We start from the raw sequence: 19,484 nt of genomic DNA, 5'->3' as shown, positions 1-19,484 counted from the left end.
CGTGACCATGCTCGAGGTTTCGCAACTCAAGAAGCACTTCGGCGCGCTCAAGGTCATCGACGGGATCGACCTGTCGGTGGCGCGTGGGGAAGCGCTCGGCATTCTCGGCCCCAACGGGGCCGGGAAAAGCACATTTTTCAATCTGATTTCCGGCAACCTACGCCCGACCGAGGGAAGCATACGCCTGGACGGGAATGACGTTACCAGGGCCAACCCGTGGACGCGGGTCCGCAGCGGGATCGGACGTACATTCCAGATCCCGCATCCGTTTGTCCACCTCTCGGTCTTCGAAAACGTGCTGGTGAGCGCGACCCAGGCCAAGGGCCGCGGCATCGCCGTCGCCCGGCCGGAGGTCAACCGGATACTGGATCTCTGTCAGCTGTCGCATCGGGCGCGAACACCGGCGGGCGACCTGCCATTGCTTGACCTCAAACGGCTTGAACTGGCCAAGGCGCTCGGCACCTCCCCGCGGCTTCTGCTGCTTGATGAAATAGCCGGTGGGCTCACCAACAGCGAGTGCGGCGCGCTTCTGGACATCCTGGAGACGATCAAGGCCGAAGGCGTCACCATCGTCTGGATCGAACATATCGTTCATGCCCTGATCCGGGTGGCGACACGGCTCGTTGTTCTGGCCGAGGGCAGCCTGATCGCCAGCGGCACGCCTGAGCAGGTCATGGCCGATCCCAAGGTGCGCAATCTCTATCTGGGGGTGGAATAGTGAGCACGCTTCTGGAGCTTCGCGGTCTCAACGTCTTTTACGGCGCGTTTCATTCCGTGCACGGTGTCGACATCATTTGCCAGGAAGGCGAAATCCTGTCGCTCATCGGCGCGAATGGGGCGGGCAAGAGTTCGACGCTACGCGCCATCATAGGCCAGGTGCCGCGCGCCACGGGCGTGATGCGCTTTGCCGGCGAGGATATTTCCGGACGCTCGACGCCCGACCGGATAGCCTCGGGCATCGCCCTGGTGCCGGAGGGCCGGCAGCTTTTCCCCAACCTGACGATCGAGGAGAACCTCAGGATCGGCGGGTATACGGGTCGGCCGGGAGAGATCGGCTTGCCGCAGGTCTACGAGATTTTTCCCGCTCTGTCCGAGCGGCGCAAGCAACGCGCGCGTCAACTGTCTGGCGGTCAGCAGCAAATGGTCGCGATCGGCCGCGCGCTGATGATGAACCCCCGTCTGCTGCTCTGCGACGAAATCAGTCTCGGACTGTCGCCCAAGATCATCGCGGACATTTACGAGGTGCTGCCACGCATTCGCGACCATGGGGTCAGCATGATCCTTGTCGAGCAGGATATCACCCGCGCGCTCGCCATGGCGGATCACTTCGTCTGCATGCTCGAAGGTCGCGTCTCGCTGGCCGGCCGCACCGGCGAAGTCCCGCGCGAACAGATCGCCGCCAGCTATTTCGGAGAATGACATGACCGGCCTTCTCGACCAAATTGTTCAGGCTAGCCTGCTGGGCGGTCTCTATGCCATCTTCGCCCTCGGCCTGGCGATTTCCGTGGGCGTGCTGAAATTCATCAACGTCGCCCATGGCGATCTCATCGTCGCCATGTCCTTTCTGATGCTGACGCTGACAGAGAGCCTGGGCCTGCCCGCCCCTGTCGCGCTTGCGGCTCTGATCCCGATCGGCGCCGGCATTGGCTGGTTGCTGCAATTCGGATTGCTGCAACGCGCGGCGAGCCAGAACGAGTTGCAGATCATCCTGATCACATTCGGCCTATCGGTCATACTGCAGAACGGTCTGCTCACCATCTACGGCGCCGATACCCGCAAGGTGACAGCCGGCGGCATCGAACTGGCATCGATCCATCTCTTCGGCAACATCAATATCGGCGTTCTGCCGCTGATCATCTTCGCAACGGCCTGCCTGCTGATCGCGGGGCTGGAGCAGCTCCTCTACCGCACCGCGCTCGGCGTGAAAATCCGCGCCATCGCGGATGCGCCTGAAGCCGCCCACCTCGTCGGGCTCAAGGTCGCGGGGCTCATGGCCACGGCCATGGCGCTCGTCGGCATCACCGAGGCCTTCTCCGGCGGGCTGATGTCGATCTGGACCAATTTCGACCCCTCCTCCGGTTCCAGCCGCCTGCTGATTGCCTTCGAGGTGGTCGTGCTTGCCGGACTCGGCAGCTTCTGGGGCGTTCTGGTGGGCGGCATCATCATTGCCCTTGCGCAGACCTTCGGCGGCATGATCGACAGCGCCTACCAGATGCTTGCCGGGCATGTCGTCTTTCTCATTCTCTTCCTTGCCCGCCCGCAGGGCCTGTTTCCGAAAGCGTGAGGTGACATCATGACATCCGGTTTGGTTCTGTTCGGGCGGCTGGCGCTGATCATCGGTCTGGCATGCCTCTGCATCGCGCCTTTCGCCTTCTCTCCGGCAACGCTGGTGCTTTTGACGCAGGCCCTGACCATGCTCTCTCTCGCCATGCTTTGGAATCTCGTCGCCGGTTACGGCAATGTGATGGTGATCGGCCAGCATGCCTTCGTCGGCATCGGCGCCTACGCGTTTTACGGGTTTGCGATGCTTGCAGGCTGGCATATGGCGGCGGCGCTGCCGGCTGCGATGGCGGTTACGCTGGTTTTCGGCATTGCCGTCTACGCCATGCTGTACCGGCTGCGCACCGCCTATCTGGCGGTCGGAAGCTGGGTGGTCGCCGAGACGCTGATGCTTGTCGTCAGCCGACTGCCCGGCTTCGGCGGCGGATCGGGCGCAAGCCTGCCGGCAAGCCTGCTGCGCACCCTCGGTGCCCGGGCGCCCGAACGGCTCTCGACGATCTATATCCTGGTCCTCGTTGTGGCCGTGCTGACATTCGCCCTGATCTGGATGCTGATGCGCTCGCGCGTCGGTCTGGGCCTTGCCGCCCTGCGCGACAGCGAGGAAGGCGCCGCCGTGGCCGGCGTTAACACGCGTCTGGTGCGCGCGGCCTGCTTCATCCTCGCCGCCCCGATGGTCGGCCTGGTCGGCGTGCTTGTAACCCTGCAGAAGGGGCGGATTTCGCCGGTCGCCTCGTTCTCGATGCTCGACTGGACCATCTATGTCCTGTTCATCGTCGTCATTGGCGGCCTCGGCAGCCTTGAAGGGCCGATCATCGGAACGCTCGTTTTCTTTCTGCTGCGCGAACTGCTGCAGGATTACGGCACGCTCTATCTGATCACGCTCGGGGCCATGTCGATCGTGATCGTGCTGTTCGCTCCGAAGGGTCTGTGGGGCCTGGCACGCAGCAAACTCGGACGCGACCTCGTTCCGCTGACACATGATCCCAGGACAGGAGACCTCCCATGAAAATTCAGGCCGCCGTTGCACGCGCACCAGGAAAGCTTGCCTACGAGCCCCTCGATCTAGACTCTCCTCGTGATAACGAAATCCTCGTGCGCGTCCTCGCAACCGGGATCTGCCATACCGATCTGTCGGCGATCGAGCAGCTGCTGCCGGCGCGCCTGCCGATGGTCCCCGGGCACGAGGGCGCCGGGATCGTCGAAGCCGTCGGGGCATCCGTGACAAAGGTGACGCCCGGCGATCATGTGGTGATGACCTACGACTATTGCGACGATTGCCGCGCCTGCAAAGACCATGATCACACCTATTGCCACCATGCGGTCGAACGTTGTTTTCTCGGAGACCGCCCCGACGGAAGCGCCACCCTGCATGATGCAGACAAAAACATCGTGCACGGCAGTTTCTTCGGCCAATCCTCCCTTGCCACCTACGCGCTTTGCTACGATCGCAATGTGGTCAAGGTCCGAAAGGACGCACCGCTGGAGCTTCTCGGCCCGCTCGCCTGCGGCATCCAGACGGGCGCCGGGGCGGTGCTCAATGCGCTCAATGTCACTGAGGCGACCGATTTCGCGGTCTTCGGCGCGGGCGCCGTAGGGCTGAGCGCTGTTATGGCCGCGCGTGTCGCCAGAGCTCCCGCCATCATAGCCGTGGATATTTCAGAGGATCGTCTCAAGATGGCGCGGGACCTGGGAGCCACGCATGTCTTCAACAGCAAGAACGGCGACCCGGTCGCCTTCATCCGCAGCGTGGCCGATGGCGGCGTATTGCGCGCGCTCGATACCAGCGGCGTGCCCGCTGTGATGCAACAGGCGCTGGCGGCCACCGCACCGCGCGGCACCTGCGGCTGGCTCGCCGGTGTCGACCCTGCGCTGGAAGTGCCCGTCAACCCGACCTTCCTGCTGGCCGGCCGCAGCGTGAAAGGCATCATCGAAGGCGAGAGCCATGACGCCCAAGCCTTTATCTCCCGGCTGATCGACCTTTACATGGACGGCAATTTTCCATTCGACAAGTTGTGCCGGTTCTACGACATGGATCAGCTTGAAGGAGCGATCGCCGACAGCAGGTCAGGCCGAACGATAAAGCCTATTGTCAGGTTTGGAGGCATTTCTGACCAGGGCGCGGACCAAAAGATATGCGGATCGCAAATGCTTGAATGACGGCATCCCAACGCCGGGCTTCGCGCTGAAGCCCGGATGTTCCTCTGGGGCATTGGTCGTTCATTATTCTGCTCCGAGGTTCCTTGACACCCTAAACGTTTAGGGTTATCAATGGAACCACACTAAACGTTTAGGAGACAAGTCAGCGTTTGGTGTGACTGGAGGAAATCATGCGCAGAAAGACGATGCGAGACGTCAGCGTTGCCACGGGGCTTTCGACCTATACCGTCTCGCGCGCCCTTTCGGGAGCGGACGGCGTTTCGGCGGAATCCCGCGCGCATGTCCTCAAGGTTGCCCGCGAGATCGGCTATATTCCCAATCGCGCAGCGCAGGAACTGCGGCGCGCCAACCGTGATTCCGTCGCCGTCATCACCGCCAGCACATCCAATTCCTACTATCTGGACCTGATGGAGGGCATCCACCATGCGCTCAGATCCACGGGGCGCGCCGTCATCGTCGGCGATATCGCGATTGACGGCGTATACAGCGCCGAACTTGAAGATCAGCTCGTCCGGCGCCTGATCGAATCGCGCACGGCGGGCGTGATCGCCACTCTGACGCTAAGACCTGAAAACCTGAAGCTGCTTGACCAGTGGGACGTGCCGGTCGTCTTCGTCGACTCAGATCCGCCTGAAGGTGCCGGACACTATCCAAGCGTCACAACAGACAACTACGCGGCCAGCCTTACCGTCGGCGATCACATCGCTTCGCATGGCTACGGCAACTGGCTGCTGCTGATGTATCCGGATAAATGGTCCACCCGCTTTGAACGCGAGCGCGGCATCCGGGACGCCGCTGCAAGGCACGCGGCCGATCTGACCGTCATTGAGTGCGAGAACAATGATCTGGCGGCGCGGGAGGCATTCGCACGTCATCTCGAAGGAGCGGCCCGTCTGCCTGATGTGCTGATCGCCGGCAATAATCCGCTTCTGCTCGGCGCTCTCAAGCTTTGCCGCGAGAAAGCCATCCGCATCCCCGACGATATGGCTGTCGTCAGCTTTGACGATTTCGCCTGGGCGCCGCTGATGGATCCGCCGCTGACCGTTCTGGACGAGGACAGCAAATCCATCGGCAGTCGCGCGGCCGAAACGCTGACGGCCATCATCGAGCAGCAGATCGAAAGCGAGAAACGAAGCCAGTCCACGAAACCGGATTACAAACCCGAATACAGACAGCAGATGCCGGCACGACTTGTCGTGCGGCGTTCATGCGGCTGCACTTCTGAAACAAGGGAGAAAAACTAGGAAACCGACCGGAGCCCAGCCGGTTTCCAGGCCTTCATAAGGCAGCCAACCAATCCGCCGGACGATTCTCCACCTGCGTGCTGGAACACGCCGGAAGGGAAGCGTTTTGCCGGAAGCATCGCCAAAGGCGATGTTGATAGTCGTTCAATGCAATCCGGAGCGATTTTTTATCGAACAGCTCCGCACTACCAAGGGAGGTATAATATGAAAATGAAATCATACACAAGGCCGGGCAGCCTGCTGGCCGCTTCGGCGCTGGCCGCACTCATGGCCTTTTCCCCTGCCAACGCGCAAGACCGGCAATTGCCTGACAAGATCGAGAAGATCGGGCTGATGGTACAGGACATGTCCAACCCCTTCTTCTCCGCCATGGAGAAAGGCGCGAAGGACGCCGCCGACAGGCTCGGCGCGTCGCTCAACACCCAGGACGCCCAACTCGACCTGTCGCGCCAGTATACGCAGATCGACGCTTTCATTCAGCAGGGTGTGGACCTGATTGTCATCTCGTCCGTGGATGAAGCAGGGATCGAACCTGCCATCGAGCAGGCCAAGGCCTCGGGCATTATCGTCATGGCTGTGGACACGCCGGCCCAAGGCGCCGATGCAGTAATCATGACCGATGCCGTTCAGGCGGGTGAGAAATCCTGCCGGTACCTGTTCGAGCAGATGGGCGGCGAGGGCAAGGTCCTTCTTGTCGACGGCACGCCCATCCAGACAATCATCGACCGGATCGACGGCTGCAACAACGTCCTCAAGGATTTCCCCGGCATTGAAGTCGTGGGCCACCAGTCCTCGATGAACGACAGGGCTTCGGGCCTCGCCGTCACCATCGACATGCTGACGGCAAACCCGGATGTCGACGGCATTTTCGGCATGAACGACCCCTCCGCGCTTGGCGCGGTTCTGGCAGTCGAGCAGGCTGGCCTTGCCGACCATGTGGTCGTGACCGGCGTTGATGGCAGCCCCGAAGGCGTCGACGAACTGAAGCGCGAAGGCTCGCCCTTCATCGCAACGGCAACGCAGAACCCGGCGCAGATGGTCCGCGAAGCCGTGCGGATCGCCGAGGACATGATTGCCGGCAACCCTCCGGAAGAGACGACCATCCTCATCCCGAGCGTTCTGGTGACGCGCGACACGGTCGATGAGTATCCCGGCTGGTAACGGTCGGACCGCTCAGTTGGCATGAAATACGGAAGCACAGAGCGTCAAGGCGCTCTGTGCACCGGGAAAGGAGCGCCTCATGGCAGGCCAGACCGATGACCCCGAACCGCTTCTGAAATTGGAATCGATCAGCAAGCGCTACGGCGCCACGCTGGCGCTCGACAATGCCAGTTTCGACCTTCGCGCAGGAGAGGTTCACGCCCTCATGGGCGAAAACGGCGCCGGCAAATCCACACTGATGAAGGTTCTTGCCGGCAATATTACCCGCGACAGCGGACGCATCCTGATGGATGGCAAGGAAATCGAAATCCGCTCGGCACGGGATGCCCGCGCCCACGGTATTGCGATCATTCACCAGGAACTGAATACCGTTCCGCAGATGACGGTTGCCGAAAATCTCAGCCTCGGCCAGGAACCCGTCACAGGGTTGAGGATACTGGATCGTCGCGCAATGCTGGATTCGGCACGCGAAAAGCTCGCCACGATCGGCTCTGACATCGATCCCCGCAAGCCGCTTTGCTCACTCAGCGTCGGACGGCAGCAGATGGTCGAAATCGCCCGCGCCATCGGTGAAAATGCGCGCGTTCTGGTGCTCGACGAACCGACGGCCGCGCTTTCTCGGGCAGAAGCGGAACAGCTCTATGCGCTCATCGCGAAGATGCGGGCCGAGGGTGTCGGCCTCGTCTATATCTCGCACCGCATGGAAGAGGTTTGGCGTCTGGCCGATCGCGTCACGGTATTCCGCGACGGCTGTTTCGTCGGCACCAGCCGGATGGAGGACACATCCCCGCAGGAGGTCGTCCGCATGATGGTCGGCCGGTCCGTCGGGCATCTCTACGAACATCCCCACCGCAGTCCAGGCAAATCCGTCCTCAGCGTTCGAGACCTTTCCGGCGACGGCGTCGAGGGGCCCGTCAGCTTCGATGTGCATGCCGGCGAGGTGGTGGCCATGGCCGGCCTTGTCGGCGCGGGCCGAACCGAGGTCGCCCGCCTGATCTTCGGCGCCGGCCGCCGCACGAGCGGCACGGTCGTCGTCAACGGACGACCTTCCGAGCCCGCCGGACCAAGCGACGCGATTGCAGACGGCATCGGCATGCTTCCCGAGGACCGCAAGGTACAAGGACTGTTCCTCGACCACACGGTCGCGGCGAATATCTCGATCAGTTCCTTGCTGCAGTTCGTGCGCGCGGGCGTCCTGCGTGAGAAGCTGGAGCGGGAAGCAGTCGAACAGGAAATGAAGCGCCTTAACCTGAGGAGCAACGCCATCCGCCTGCCCGTCAAGGCGCTTTCAGGCGGAAACCAGCAGAAGGCGGCGGTTGCCCGTTGGCTCCTGCGCGACAGCGATGTGCTCATCATGGACGAGCCGACGCGCGGCGTCGATATCGGCGCCAAGCGCGAAATCTACGAGATGATCCAGGAGCTTGCCGAGGCGGGCAAGGCCATACTGGTGATTTCCTCCGATCTGCCGGAGGCCATCGGCATCAGCGATCGCGTCCTGGTCATGCGGCACGGGCGTATCGTTCATGAAATGCCGTCGGCATCCGCAACCGAACAGGACGTCATGTTCCACGCGACCGGAACGGCAGCGCAAAACGCACCGGCCGGCGAGGAGTTGTTACAATGAACCAGAAAGATGAAGCCGTTCGCCGGCAGCCGCCACAGGTGGAAAAGGAACCGTTTGACTTCGCCCGCTGGTGGGACCGTGTCGGCATTCTGATCGTATTGCTGGGGCTGGTCGTCTTCATGTCGATCTTTGCGCCGAACTTCGCGCGGCTCGACAACCTTTTCAACATCGCGCGCTCGATTTCGGTCAACGCCATTCTGGCAGCCGGGATGACCTTTGTCATCCTGACGAAGGGTATTGACCTATCCGTCGGCTCGACAGTCGCTGTTTCCGGCGTCGTCGCCGTGCTGGCGGCCATCGCAGGCGTGCCCGCCCCGCTTGCCATTCTCTCCGGCATGCTCGTCGGCGCCGCCTGCGGCGTCGTCAATGGCGCGCTGGTCGCCTATATGGGCCTTGCGCCTTTCATCGTGACGCTTGGCCTGATGACCTTCCTGCGCGGGCTGGCATATACCATGACCGAGGGACAGCCGATCGTCTCGAGCAGCCTCAACTTCAAGGCGTTCGGCAGCGGTTATCTCGCTGATGTGCCGATCCCCGTCATCACCATGATCGTCGTCTATATCATTGCCTGGTTCGTTCTGGAACGCACGCGGTTCGGGCGGCACATCTATGCCGTGGGCGGCAATGAAGAGGCTGCAGAGCTGGCCGGCGTGCGCGTCAAGCGGATTCTGACGGCGGTCTATGTCATTGCCGGCCTGTGCGCGGGCCTTGCCGGCGTCATTTTCGCCGCCCGGGTGATTTCCGCGCAGCCAACGGCGGGCACCGGTTACGAACTTGATGCAATCGCGGCGGTCGTTCTTGGCGGCACCAGCCTTTCGGGTGGTCGCGGCCGGATCATCGGCACGCTGATCGGCGCCGTCATCCTGGGTGTCCTGAGCACCGGCCTGATCCTGATGGACGTTCCTTTCTTCACCCAGCTCCTGATCAAGGGCGTGGTCATCATCTTCGCCGTTGCCATCGACAGCCTCAAGCAGCGCACATTCAACTTCGGCTTCCTGTCGCGCAAACAGGTCCCCCGTCGAAGCTAGAGCAACACGCAAAGGGTCCAGCGCCCTTTGCCCCTCCCGACTTCAATCTCACGCCTTGTGAAAGACCGACACATGACCCACCGTATCCGGATCGAAGATCCGCTCAATGGCGCACGCGTGCGCGAGCCGATTGTCTTCGCCGTCAACGCCGCCATCGACGCGCCGCTCCTTTGGGCCAAGACCGACGATGGCAAAAAAGTTCTCTGCCAGAGACTAAACCAGGGCTCCAATGCGCAGCAGACCCGTTTCGTCGCGACCGTCGACGTCAACCAGACGGCAAATCTGGAGCTGGCGGAAGCCTGTGAAGCGCTGCCGGCCGACATCGCGCCGGTGATCAGCGAAAAGCAAGGCCGCGAAACCGACTGCTTTGTCCGTCTCGACACCGGCGCCTTCGACCTCGAACTCTGCTCGGGCAAGGCAGAGGGGCTTGGTTCCTCGAAATGGGGCTTGCGGCACTTTCGGGCACTGAGTGACGACTTCGAACTCTTGCCGTCCGGAAACAATGCCATCGGCGGCTTCTATGGCCCTTTCTTCACGCCGGAAAACGGCCTCATCAATCCGCCGGAACACACGATGGTCGAAATCGAGATCATCGAAAAGGGACCTGTCATGCATCACTATCGCATGCATGGACAAATCCCCGACGGGCTTCTGGACGAACTGAAGGGAAAGTCCTTCTCAATCGACTGGACGTTCTACGCCGGAACGCCGTTCTTCGAGCGCCGCTATGATGTCACGCCGTTCCAGACGGTGATCAATGGCCGATCGGTCACCAACAAGATCACGGTCGGCGACGAGTTCGAAGGCGGCAAGGGAAAACTGGTTTTCGATCGCTTTGCCGCCTATGGCGGAACGCGCTACCGAGCGGGCGACCCTTATGCCGGAGAACTTGTCGATATGGTCGCGGATACCGTCAAGACCGTGACATCCGGCAGCGCCAAGCTTGAGGAATTCAGGACGGAACTCGCGGATATCGAATCCGCCCACTGGGATCTTTACTGGCGGCTGTTCTGCGCCTGGGAAGGAGTCTTGGATGAAGACGAGATTCGCGACAGGCTGGCGCAAGTGCGCGCGTCTGCGCATATCAAGGCCGACCTCAACGACCGCGAATGGATCATCACGGATGACCCCGTGGATGTCTCCGCCCTCCCCCACGAAACCATCTTCCCGGGACCGGCGAGCAAGACCGTCGAATTCCACCAGGAAAGCGGTCGCGCGATGGTCTGGTGGACGTCGAAACCCTCCGGCGCTTTCCAGATCGTTCAGCGCAAACAGTCGGGCTGGGTCAACTGGGGTTCGAACGGCGAAAATGAATGCCCGGAACTGCCGGTCGGCGTTGACATCAAGACAGCCTATGGTCCGTTCGCAGAACGCTGGATGCAGATCGCCGACCAGCTTGAGACCACGGTGAAGGTCAGTATCGAGGCACTCTAGACAGGACCTATTCTAGGCTCCACCATGTGAGTGTGGAACGAGTTACAATCGCCTGGCCGGCCCGATCTGAACCTGCTTGTCGGGTTCGAGGCCCTGATGACAGAGCGAAACGTCACCCGCGCCGCCGCGCGGGTCGGTCGCACTCAGCCTGCCATGAGCGGCACCCTCGCCCGCCTTCGAGAGATCATGTAGGATGAGCTATTTATCCGCACGGCGGACGGACTTCGATCCACCCCGCGTGCCTATGAACTTCACGACCCGATCGGCAAGGCATTGGCGCAGATCGAGTCGGCCTTCTCCTTCCGGGACCATTTTGATCCGGCCAGCGCCGAGATGGCGTTTACAATTTCCGCTTTCCTCTGAGCCTGCGAATGGTCGAGGATTTGCTGGCGGCGCGTGGTATCATTGTCTCGCATCAGACCATTCGTCCGTGGGCGGAGAAATTTGGCTGTGCTTTCGCTAACGAGATTTTCCGGCGGGCATCTGGCCGGCTCGGTGACAAGTGGCACCTCGATGAGGCCGTTATAGCCAACGTTTTCCATATCCCGCGCCACGACATCCCCTCCAACCATCATCGCGAACTGCGTGCGGTGGCGATGAACCTGTGGGAGAAGATCGCTCGGGCATGAGCGGTGTACGCGGCGGACGTCGCGCTTTTGCTTCTCAGTCGTTAACTTTAAGATGCAAGGCAGCCTGGCAATCGGAAAAGGTGGGCCTTTCTCTGCCTCGGAGAGCCTTCGCAACAGTGCCGTTGCCAGGGCGTTTGGGACAGCTATCTCAATCCTCTTTGTCGCAATCGGTTGGCAGCGTTGCGCAGATGGCGTTCGGCGGCGCTGCGGGCTGCCTCTCTGTCCTGTGCGACAATTGCAGCGTAAATCTCGTCATGTTCCTGCTGAACTGATTTTGTCAGCCCGGCCCGCGAACTATTGGCGCGAGCCTCACGGATGAGGTGACGAACCCGGTTTTCCAGGAATGCGCCAAAGGCGACGAAAAACTCATTATTCGTTGCCGCCGAAATGGCCGCGTGAAAGGCCAGATCCTCATCAACGCCGATTTCGTTGCGCGCAATCGCGGCGTTCATCGCATCCAGCGCCTTCTTGATCTGCTGCAATTCTTCTTCCGTGCGTCGCTCCGCGGCAAGGCTGGTCGCGGCCGTTTCGTGGGCAATGAGGAATTCCAGTACCTGCTGCAGCTCCTCCAGATCGTCGAGATCGGCAGTTGCAAGTCGAAATGTCGCTTCCGGTGGCCGGTCCGATACGAAAATGCCGCGCCCTTGATAGCTCTCCAGAATCCCGTCCTGCTTCAGGGCGCTGATCGCCTCTCGCACGACGGCCCGGCTAACACCGAATGTAGAGCAGAGTTCACCTTCCGTAGGCAGACGCTCGCCGGGCCTGAAGACGCCGCGATAAATCTCGTTTCTCAGAATGTCAGCGATTTTGTCCGCGAAACTTCTGGATGGGCCGAACCGCCGGATTTGTTTGTCTGTGTTCATCATCGGAAGCGTCTGTAGCCCTCCATTCCAAAACCAAATGTAACCGTACCGCATTCCCTCAGTCTGTTCAAACTGATTTTCTGCTTGTCAGACAAGCGGACTAGCTGTATAGGTTGCCACGGGAACAGGTGGCTTCACGGATCCGGAGGACTATCCGCACTATGATTTCCCTGCAACCGGACGGCCTGCTGCCGTGAGGATATCTGAGGAGGATTGAGAATGGGTATCGGCCCCTCTCGCAACAGAATGATGCCGCAGCTTACGCAAGAGAACATCGTCTTTGCGATTGCCGCGGTTTTCTTCGTCGGTTTTTCGCTGCTTTTGCCCGGCTTTTTCGATACGTCCAATCTGCTCTCCCTGATTCAGAATGTTTCCATTCTTGGCATTCTTGGCATTGGCATGGGTATTGTCGTCATCGGCCGCGGCATTGACCTGACCATGGTCGCGACCATGGCGATGTCGACGGCCTGGACGGTGGCGCTGTTGAACAAGGGAGTGGATTCTTTCACGGCCGTAGCGCTCGGCGTCGCCTTTGCCGCCGCCGTGGGCGTCATTCTCGGCGTGCTCGTCGCCTATGTCGAAATTCCCGCCATTTTCGCGACGCTGGCCATGGCGATCGTGGTCTACGGTTTCGGCCGCATGGCGCTTGTCGATCTCGACGTCATCTACTTGCCCGAAAGCGCCGCCTGGTTGCGCGCGCTTGCCAATTCGGTCTTCGGCATTCCGCTTCCCGTCATCTGGTTTGCGCTCCTGTCGGCGGCGGCCTGGCTGTTTCTGCAATTCAGTCGCTGGGGCCGTTATCTCTTCGCCATGGGCGACAATCGTGCCGCCGCCCGCATCACCGGCATTCCGGTGCGGCCGTTGACCGTGCTGCAATATCTGATCTCCTCAATCATCGCGTATGCGGCGGGGATCGTCACCGCATCGCTGCTGGCCTCCGTCAATATCCGCGTTGCCCAGTCGACCATGGTTTACGACGTCATTCTGGTTGTGGTTCTCGGCGGCATCGGCCTGTCGGGCGGCAAGGGCGGCGTCCGCAACATCATCGTGGGCACGTTGCTGATCGGCATCCTTCTTAACGGCATGACCATCCTGAACATGTCGTTCACCGTGCAGAACCTGGTCAAGGGTTCGGTCCTGTTGATTGCTATCATCTTCGATAGCGTCGCCAATCCCCGCGATGAGCAGACCGCTCAGCAAGGGGACATTTAAATCCTGACATCACTGGGAGGAATTGTAATGTCAAAACTCTTTGCACGCCTTGCGGCTGCAACGCTTGTTCTTTGCACAGCAGTATCCGGCGCGTATGCCGAACAGTTCGATGACGGTATCGCGCCGTCCTATTTCGAGGCATTCAAGGACAAGAACGTCGTCTTCCTGCCTCTGGCCATGAGCTTCGACCTGCCGCAAGTCTGGGCCAAGGGCATGGAGATCCAGGCCGAACGCCTCGGTTACAATTTCTCGATCCGCGACCCCAACTGGAGCGGCGATGCCGGCGCCCAGGCGCTGACGACCCTTATCAGCGAAAAGCCGGACCTGATCGTCGTCCAGAATCCCGACATGCAGGTCTATGCGCGGCTTTTGATGCGCGCCCAGAAGGCCGGTATTCCCGTCATCCAGATCAATCTGAAATCGATCGCGACCACCGATGCCTATGTCGGCGTGAACTGGTACGAGATCGGCTTGCATCAGGCGAAAATGGCCGTCGATATGTGTTCGCCGAAAAACGGCGGATCCGGCAAGATCGCGATCATGCAGGGCACGCCGACCAATCCGAATAACGCCATCACCATGACCGCGATTGAAGATGTTCTGGCTGAAAATCCGGATATCACGGTCGTTTCCAGCCAGTCGGCCGACTGGGATGCCACCAAGGCCCATGCCGTCGCCTCGACGGTCATCAAGCAGAACCCCGACCTTTGCGGCTATGTCGGCCTTTGGGAAGTCATGGATGCGGGCGTTGCCGCGGCCATTCGCGAGGCAGGCAAAACCGGAGAAATCGCTCTGATCACCAATGGCGGCGGCCAGAAACCGGCCTGCGACAATATCGAAAACGGCACGTTCAGCGGCTATGTCAGCTATGACGCCTTCGGGCAGGCCCGCGATCTGACTGATGCGATCGCCCAGGTGATGCAGGTCGGCGCCAAGGCCGGCTCGCAGCCCTACGCGCTTTACACGCCCATCAAGGATATCTCGCGCGAGACGATGCGTTCTACATCCTGCTGGACGATGGAAGACGTCGCTGCGGCTCCCTTCTGATCCCTCCCGAGCGATGGGCGGGCGTTCTGCGGGGCGCCCGCCCGGACCAACAGTTTCAAGACGAGGCGTCTTCCGTATGTCCTTCTCAAAATCCTATGCCAAGTGGCGCTACCGACTGGTGCCCGATCATCTGCTCGGCGAGCTGCTTTCCAAAAGCTGGATCGACAATGCGATCCCGTTTCTGTTCCTCATCGTCGTGGTTTCGATATTCGGCGCGCTGATTCCCGATTTCTTGAGTGCAACGGGATTTTCCGATCTGGCGCGGCAATTGGGAGAGATCGCCTTCGTCACCATGGGACTGGCGATCGTGATGCTCGCCGGCGGCATCGACCTTAGCGTCGGCTCCGTCTTCGCCCTTGCCAATTTCGTCGCCCTGACGCTGATAAACTATCTGGAATGGCCGCTCTACATGGCGATCCCCGTCGTGATCGCGACCGGCGGTCTGGTCGGGCTGGTCAACGGCATTCTGGTGGGCTTCCTGCGGTTGCGCGCTTTCCTCACCACGCTGGCCACGCTGATTGTCGTGCGGGCCATCGTCGACCTTTTCGTGCTGGCCTATGCCCGCGATGTTGGCATGGCCATGAACATGTCCGATGCCTGGTTCTTCCTCGGAGAGGGCAATATCTTCGGCATGCCCTTTGATTTCCTGCTACTGGTCGCCGTGGCGATCGTCGCGCATATCGTTCTCAGCCGCACCCGGTTCGGCTGGCATATTCTCGCCGTCGGCGGCTCGCGCCGTTCCGCCTATAATGCCGGTATCTCGGTGCGCCGCACGGTCTGCCTCACCTATGTCATTTCCGGCATGTTCGCGGCCATTGGCGGGTTGTTTTATGCCGCGCGGCTGGGCAGCGTCAGCCCGGAAGCAGGTATGGGTCTTGAGGTCACCGTCTTGACGGCGGCCGTGCTTGGCGGTGTCAGTCTCGGCGGCGGTCGCGGTTCCGTGTTCAAGGCGTTGATCGGCACGGTCATCGTTCTGCTGGTGACCAACAGCCTGATCCGCCTTGATCTGGCAAGCGGCGCCTCGCCGCTGGTTCTGGGCATCCTGCTTCTGCTCGCCGTGGCCGTCGATATCCGCTGGCTGAAGAACCGCAACAAGCTTCTGTCGCGCGTTTATGTCTCGCCGACCTATTTCGAGCTACCCGATGCGCCTGAAACGGCGAAGGGCAGCGCCTCTCCCTATGCCGTCAACGACCGTCTCGGCGATGTGTCTGCCATCGGCCTTGGCGAGCTGGACGGGCCGGAAGATATGATCTTCGATTCAGAAGGCAATCTTTATACCGGTGGAAGACAGGGAGATATCGTCCGCTTCTTCGCGCCCGAATATGATCGTTCGGAAGTCTTCGTTCACCTTGGCGGTTTCCCGCTCGGGCTTGCCTTCGACGCCGAGGACAATCTGCATGCGTGCGTCGCCGGCATGGGGCTTTACAAGGTCACGCCGGAGCGCGAAATCATTCGGCTTTCCGATGAAACCCCGCGCTCGCTGTTCTCGGTGATTGACGATTCCCGCATCCGCATGGCCGATGACCTCGACATCGCCAGCGACGGCCGGATCTATTTCTCCGAAGCCACGATCCGCTACGGCGTCTCCGACTGGGCCGTCGATGCGCTTGAAGGGCGCGGCAATGGCCGCATCATCGCCTATGACCCCAAGACCGGCAGCTCCAGCACCGTGCTGAAGGGGCGGGTCTTCCCCAACGGCATCTGCATGGTGGGCGACGGCGAATCCCTGCTTTTTGCCGAAACCTGGGCCTGCCGCGTCAGCCGCTTTTGGTATGACGGACCGCGCAAGGGGCAGGTGGAGACGGTGATTGCCGATCTGCCGGGCTATCCCGACAACATCAACATCGCCTCCGACGGCAAGTTCTGGTGCGCGCTGGCAGGCATGCGCTCGCCCGCTTTCGACCTCAGTCTTGCCTTTCCGGCGTTCCGACGACGCATGGCGCAGCGCGTGGCGATGGATGAGTGGCTTTATCCCAATCTCAACACCGGATGTGTGCTGAAATTCTCGCTTGCGGGCGAAGTGACGGAATCGCTGTGGGATTTCAACGGCGAATCCCATCCGCAGATCACATCCGTGCGTGAACATCGCGGCTACCTCTATCTCGGCGGCATCAACAATAACCGTATCGGTCGCCATCGGCTTCCCGACGCCGATCCGGAATGGACGAGCCAGAAGGCTTACTGGGGGCGGGCATGATTTCTTTCGTCAAACGCGCTTATGACAATTTCTTCGGAGCCGGCGATGCGGCGGTCACCGTGCCGCCGATGGATGGAGCCCTGCTACCCAATGATGCGCTCGACCAGGCCGAAAGTCTCTTCGATGTTTCAGCACCCGATAATCTGGTCGCTCACGGTGATGATCTCCTGTTCACCGCCGGCCATACGCTTTACCGGCTTGACCCGGCGGGCGGCGCGGCTGCCGTCGATCATTTTGACGGCGAGATACTGGCGTTGGCCAGCGATGGCGGCGAAACGCTTGCCGTTGCGGTTTCGGGTGTGGGCATCGTCCTGCGCGGCGGGGCGGCGGACGGTCATGTCATCGGCTCCGATCTTGCCGGCAGAGATGCGATCACGGCGCTGTGCTTCGACAGCGAGGCGGGCCTTTTCGTCGCCGTCGGCTCGACCGTGGATGCCGCTGCCGACTGGGTGCGCAATCTGATGGCGCGTCGCGCGGACGGTTCAGTGTGGCATCTCAGCGTCGATGGCAAGACCCGGCAGATCGCCGGCGAATTGGCTTGGCCTGCCGGTCTCGCCCTGCTCGGCAATGGTTCGCTCGCCGTCTCGGAGGCGTGGCGTCACCGGGTCGAAAGCCTGACGGTCGATGGCAAGCGCCGGACCATTATCGCGCATCTGCCTGCCTATCCTAGCCGCCTATCGCATGAGGCCGGGAAGATCTGGCTCTGCCTCTTTGCCCCGCGCCGGCAGATGATCGAGTTCGTTCTGCGCGAGAAGGACTTCCGCACCACGATGATGCGCGAAATTCCGCAGGATCTTTGGATGGCTCCGGCGCTGCGTTCCGGCGAAAGCTTTCGCGAACCGCTTCAGGGCGGGGCGGTCAAGCAGCTTGGCGTTCTGAAGCCATGGGCACCGACACGGTCCTACGGTCTTCTGGTCCGCTTTGCCGAAAATTTCACACCGGAGGCGAGTTTCCACAGCCGCGCCGACGGCAGGCGTCACGGCATCACCAGTTTCGTCACGCATGGCGGCCGCGTCTTCGTGACCTCCAAGGGGGGAGATGTCGTGCTTGCCCTTTCCACCGATGCAAAAGCGGGGAGACAGGACGATGAATGAGACGCTGATCGAACTTCAGGGCGCTTCCAAGGAATATCGCGGCGTCCATGCCGTCAAGAATGTCGACTTTGCCCTGCGCAAGGGCGAAATCCACGCGCTGCTCGGCGAAAACGGTGCGGGAAAATCGACGCTCAGCAAGATGATCGCGGGCGTTACACCGCCGTCCTCTGGCAAACTGTTGCTGGATGGGAGAGAGGTGCAGCTTCAGGGGCCGGCCGACGCTCTGGCAAAAGGCATTGCCATGGTGTTTCAGGAAACCAGTCTCGTGCCCTCGATGACCGTGGCCCAGAACCTTTATCTCGGTGACGAGAGACTGTTCAACCGGCTGCGCAAGCTCTACATCGCCGCCCAGCAGTTTCTGTCCTCGCTGAACTTCAACGTCGATCCATGGGCGACTGTATCGAGCCTCGGCGCGGCGCAGAAACAGCTTGTCGAGATCGCCCGCGCCGTGCGGCTGAAATCGCGCGTCATCATTTTCGACGAACCGACCGCGACGCTGACGCCAGAGGAGAAGCATTACTTCTTCTCGCTGGTCGACCGGCTGCGCAAGAACGGCGTTTCGATCCTGTTCATCAGCCACGCGCTGGAAGAGGCGCTGTCGATCTCCGACCGCATCACCATTTTGCGCGACGGCGAGCTGGTGGCCTCCGACGTGACATCGACATTCGACCGCGACGGGGTGATCCGCGCCATGGTCGGCCGCTCGCTTTCCAACGAGCTTTACGGCCGCAAGCGGACCGATGACGATGTCCGCAAGCCCGGCGAAAAGCTGTTGAGCGTGGAAAACCTGTCAATGGGATCGATGGTGCACAATACCTCGTTCTCGCTCTATTCGGGGCAAGTGACTGGCTTTTTCGGCCTGATCGGCTCCGGCCGGACGGAGACGGCGAAAATCATTTCCGGCGTCATCAAGCGCAATATCTTCCACGGCGGCGAGGTGCATTTCGGCGATCGGTCGGTGCGCTATCGCGAGCCGCGGCCATCGGTGCGCGACGGCATCGTCTACATCACCGAGGACCGCAAGGCGGAAGGCTTCTTCGAGACGATGACGATCGCGCAAAACATCCACATGGGCCTGATCACGACGGAACCCCCGCCCGGCGGAATCGTGCGCAGCAGCGCAGCGGAGGCCGTCACCGCGGAATGGTCGAAAATTCTCCAGATCCGCGCCATCAATCCCAATGCCCGCATTGTCGAACTGTCGGGCGGCAACCAGCAGAAGGTCGTGATCGCCAAATCCCTGGTGCAAAAGCCGAAACTGGTGATCTTCGACGAACCGACGCGCGGCGTCGATGTCGGCGCTATCGCGGAGATCCACAAGGTCATCGAGGATCTTGCCGACAGCGGCATCGCGGTGATGGTGATTTCGTCCTACCTGCCTGAAATCATGGTGCTTTCCGATCGGATCCTGGTGTGCCGCCTCGGCCGCGTGGTGGAGGAGTTCACCCCCGGTTCCGCGACGGAGGAGAAGATCATGTATGCGGCGGTCCACTAGGGCGACGGGGAGGAAAATG

17 protein-coding genes and 1 pseudogene are annotated in these 19,484 nt (G+C 61.1%); 17 read left to right on the top strand and 1 reads right to left on the bottom strand.

The genetic code is table 11. The features are described 5' to 3' along the window. The first annotated feature begins 7 nt into the window (after positions 1-7). The 12 genes and pseudogenes from V6766_RS20865 to V6766_RS20810 form a co-directional block, all read left to right on the top strand. Positions 8-718 (top strand): ABC transporter ATP-binding protein, encoded by a 711-nt coding sequence (locus V6766_RS20865; RefSeq protein ID WP_448469832.1) that lies wholly within the window; start codon positions 8-10, stop codon positions 716-718. Next, complete coding sequence (locus tag V6766_RS20860; RefSeq protein WP_448469798.1) at positions 718-1,419, top strand: ABC transporter ATP-binding protein; 702 nt, start codon at positions 718-720, stop codon at positions 1,417-1,419. Before V6766_RS20865 ends, V6766_RS20860 begins: the two co-directional genes overlap by 1 nt. Before the next feature lies 1 nt (position 1,420). Next, complete coding sequence (locus tag V6766_RS20855) at positions 1,421-2,284, top strand: branched-chain amino acid ABC transporter permease (protein ID WP_448469796.1); 864 nt, start codon at positions 1,421-1,423, stop codon at positions 2,282-2,284. Between the two features lie 9 nt (positions 2,285-2,293). Continuing rightward, positions 2,294-3,286 (top strand): branched-chain amino acid ABC transporter permease, encoded by a 993-nt coding sequence (locus tag V6766_RS20850; protein ID WP_448469794.1) that lies wholly within the window; start codon positions 2,294-2,296, stop codon positions 3,284-3,286. Beyond that, positions 3,283-4,437 carry an NAD(P)-dependent alcohol dehydrogenase gene (locus V6766_RS20845; RefSeq protein WP_448469792.1) on the top strand — a complete coding sequence of 385 codons (1,155 nt, stop codon included), beginning with the start codon at positions 3,283-3,285 and terminating at the stop codon, positions 4,435-4,437. Before V6766_RS20850 ends, V6766_RS20845 begins: the two co-directional genes overlap by 4 nt. A 170-nt stretch (positions 4,438-4,607) precedes the next feature. Continuing rightward, on the top strand, positions 4,608-5,681 hold the full coding sequence (locus V6766_RS20840) for a LacI family DNA-binding transcriptional regulator (protein WP_448469790.1): 1,074 nt from the start codon (positions 4,608-4,610) through the stop codon (positions 5,679-5,681). 204 nt (positions 5,682-5,885) lie between these two features. Beyond that, positions 5,886-6,842, top strand: coding sequence for an ABC transporter substrate-binding protein (locus V6766_RS20835; protein ID WP_448469788.1), 957 nt, complete (start codon positions 5,886-5,888; stop codon positions 6,840-6,842). Positions 6,843-6,921: 79 nt separating this feature from the next. Next, a complete protein-coding gene (locus V6766_RS20830; RefSeq protein ID WP_448469786.1) occupies positions 6,922-8,466 on the top strand; it encodes a sugar ABC transporter ATP-binding protein in 1,545 nt (514 codons plus the stop codon). Further along, entirely contained in the window at positions 8,463-9,494 is a 1,032-nt protein-coding gene (locus tag V6766_RS20825; RefSeq protein WP_448469784.1) for an ABC transporter permease subunit, read from the top strand. Before V6766_RS20830 ends, V6766_RS20825 begins: the two co-directional genes overlap by 4 nt. A 72-nt stretch (positions 9,495-9,566) precedes the next feature. Then, on the top strand, positions 9,567-10,928 hold the full coding sequence (locus V6766_RS20820) for a hypothetical protein (protein ID WP_448469782.1): 1,362 nt from the start codon (positions 9,567-9,569) through the stop codon (positions 10,926-10,928). Positions 10,929-11,024: 96 nt separating this feature from the next. Further along, on the top strand, positions 11,025-11,120 hold the full coding sequence (locus V6766_RS20815; protein WP_448469780.1) for a LysR family transcriptional regulator: 96 nt from the start codon (positions 11,025-11,027) through the stop codon (positions 11,118-11,120). A 155-nt stretch (positions 11,121-11,275) separates the two neighbouring features. Next, positions 11,276-11,458, top strand: a pseudogene (locus V6766_RS20810) (IS6 family transposase); the annotation flags it as partial. 242 nt (positions 11,459-11,700) lie between these two features. Here V6766_RS20810 and V6766_RS20805 read toward each other — a convergent pair. Then, a complete protein-coding gene (locus V6766_RS20805; RefSeq protein ID WP_448469778.1) occupies positions 11,701-12,423 on the bottom strand; it encodes a FadR/GntR family transcriptional regulator in 723 nt (240 codons plus the stop codon). Positions 12,424-12,639: 216 nt separating this feature from the next. Here V6766_RS20805 and V6766_RS20800 point away from each other — a divergent pair, with 216 nt between their 5' ends. The 5 genes from V6766_RS20800 to V6766_RS20780 all read left to right on the top strand — a co-directional run bounded on the left by V6766_RS20800 (position 12,640) and on the right by V6766_RS20780 (position 19,465). After that, a complete protein-coding gene (locus tag V6766_RS20800; protein WP_448469776.1) occupies positions 12,640-13,632 on the top strand; it encodes an ABC transporter permease in 993 nt (330 codons plus the stop codon). A 27-nt stretch (positions 13,633-13,659) separates the two neighbouring features. After that, a complete protein-coding gene (locus tag V6766_RS20795; RefSeq protein WP_448469774.1) occupies positions 13,660-14,679 on the top strand; it encodes a sugar ABC transporter substrate-binding protein in 1,020 nt (339 codons plus the stop codon). 76 nt (positions 14,680-14,755) lie between these two features. Beyond that, on the top strand, positions 14,756-16,876 hold the full coding sequence (locus tag V6766_RS20790; protein ID WP_448469772.1) for an ABC transporter permease: 2,121 nt from the start codon (positions 14,756-14,758) through the stop codon (positions 16,874-16,876). Beyond that, positions 16,873-17,970 (top strand): strictosidine synthase, encoded by a 1,098-nt coding sequence (locus V6766_RS20785; RefSeq protein WP_448469770.1) that lies wholly within the window; start codon positions 16,873-16,875, stop codon positions 17,968-17,970. Before V6766_RS20790 ends, V6766_RS20785 begins: the two co-directional genes overlap by 4 nt. After that, positions 17,963-19,465, top strand: coding sequence for a sugar ABC transporter ATP-binding protein (locus V6766_RS20780; protein WP_448469768.1), 1,503 nt, complete (start codon positions 17,963-17,965; stop codon positions 19,463-19,465). The genes V6766_RS20785 and V6766_RS20780 overlap by 8 nt, the downstream gene beginning before the upstream one ends. The last annotated feature ends 19 nt before the right edge of the window (positions 19,466-19,484 follow it).

The sequence above is a fragment of the Martelella sp. AMO21009 genome, from assembly GCF_053484295.1.
Note: the sequence above shows the minus strand (reverse complement) of the source record. Positions and strands in the feature narration are given on the sequence as shown.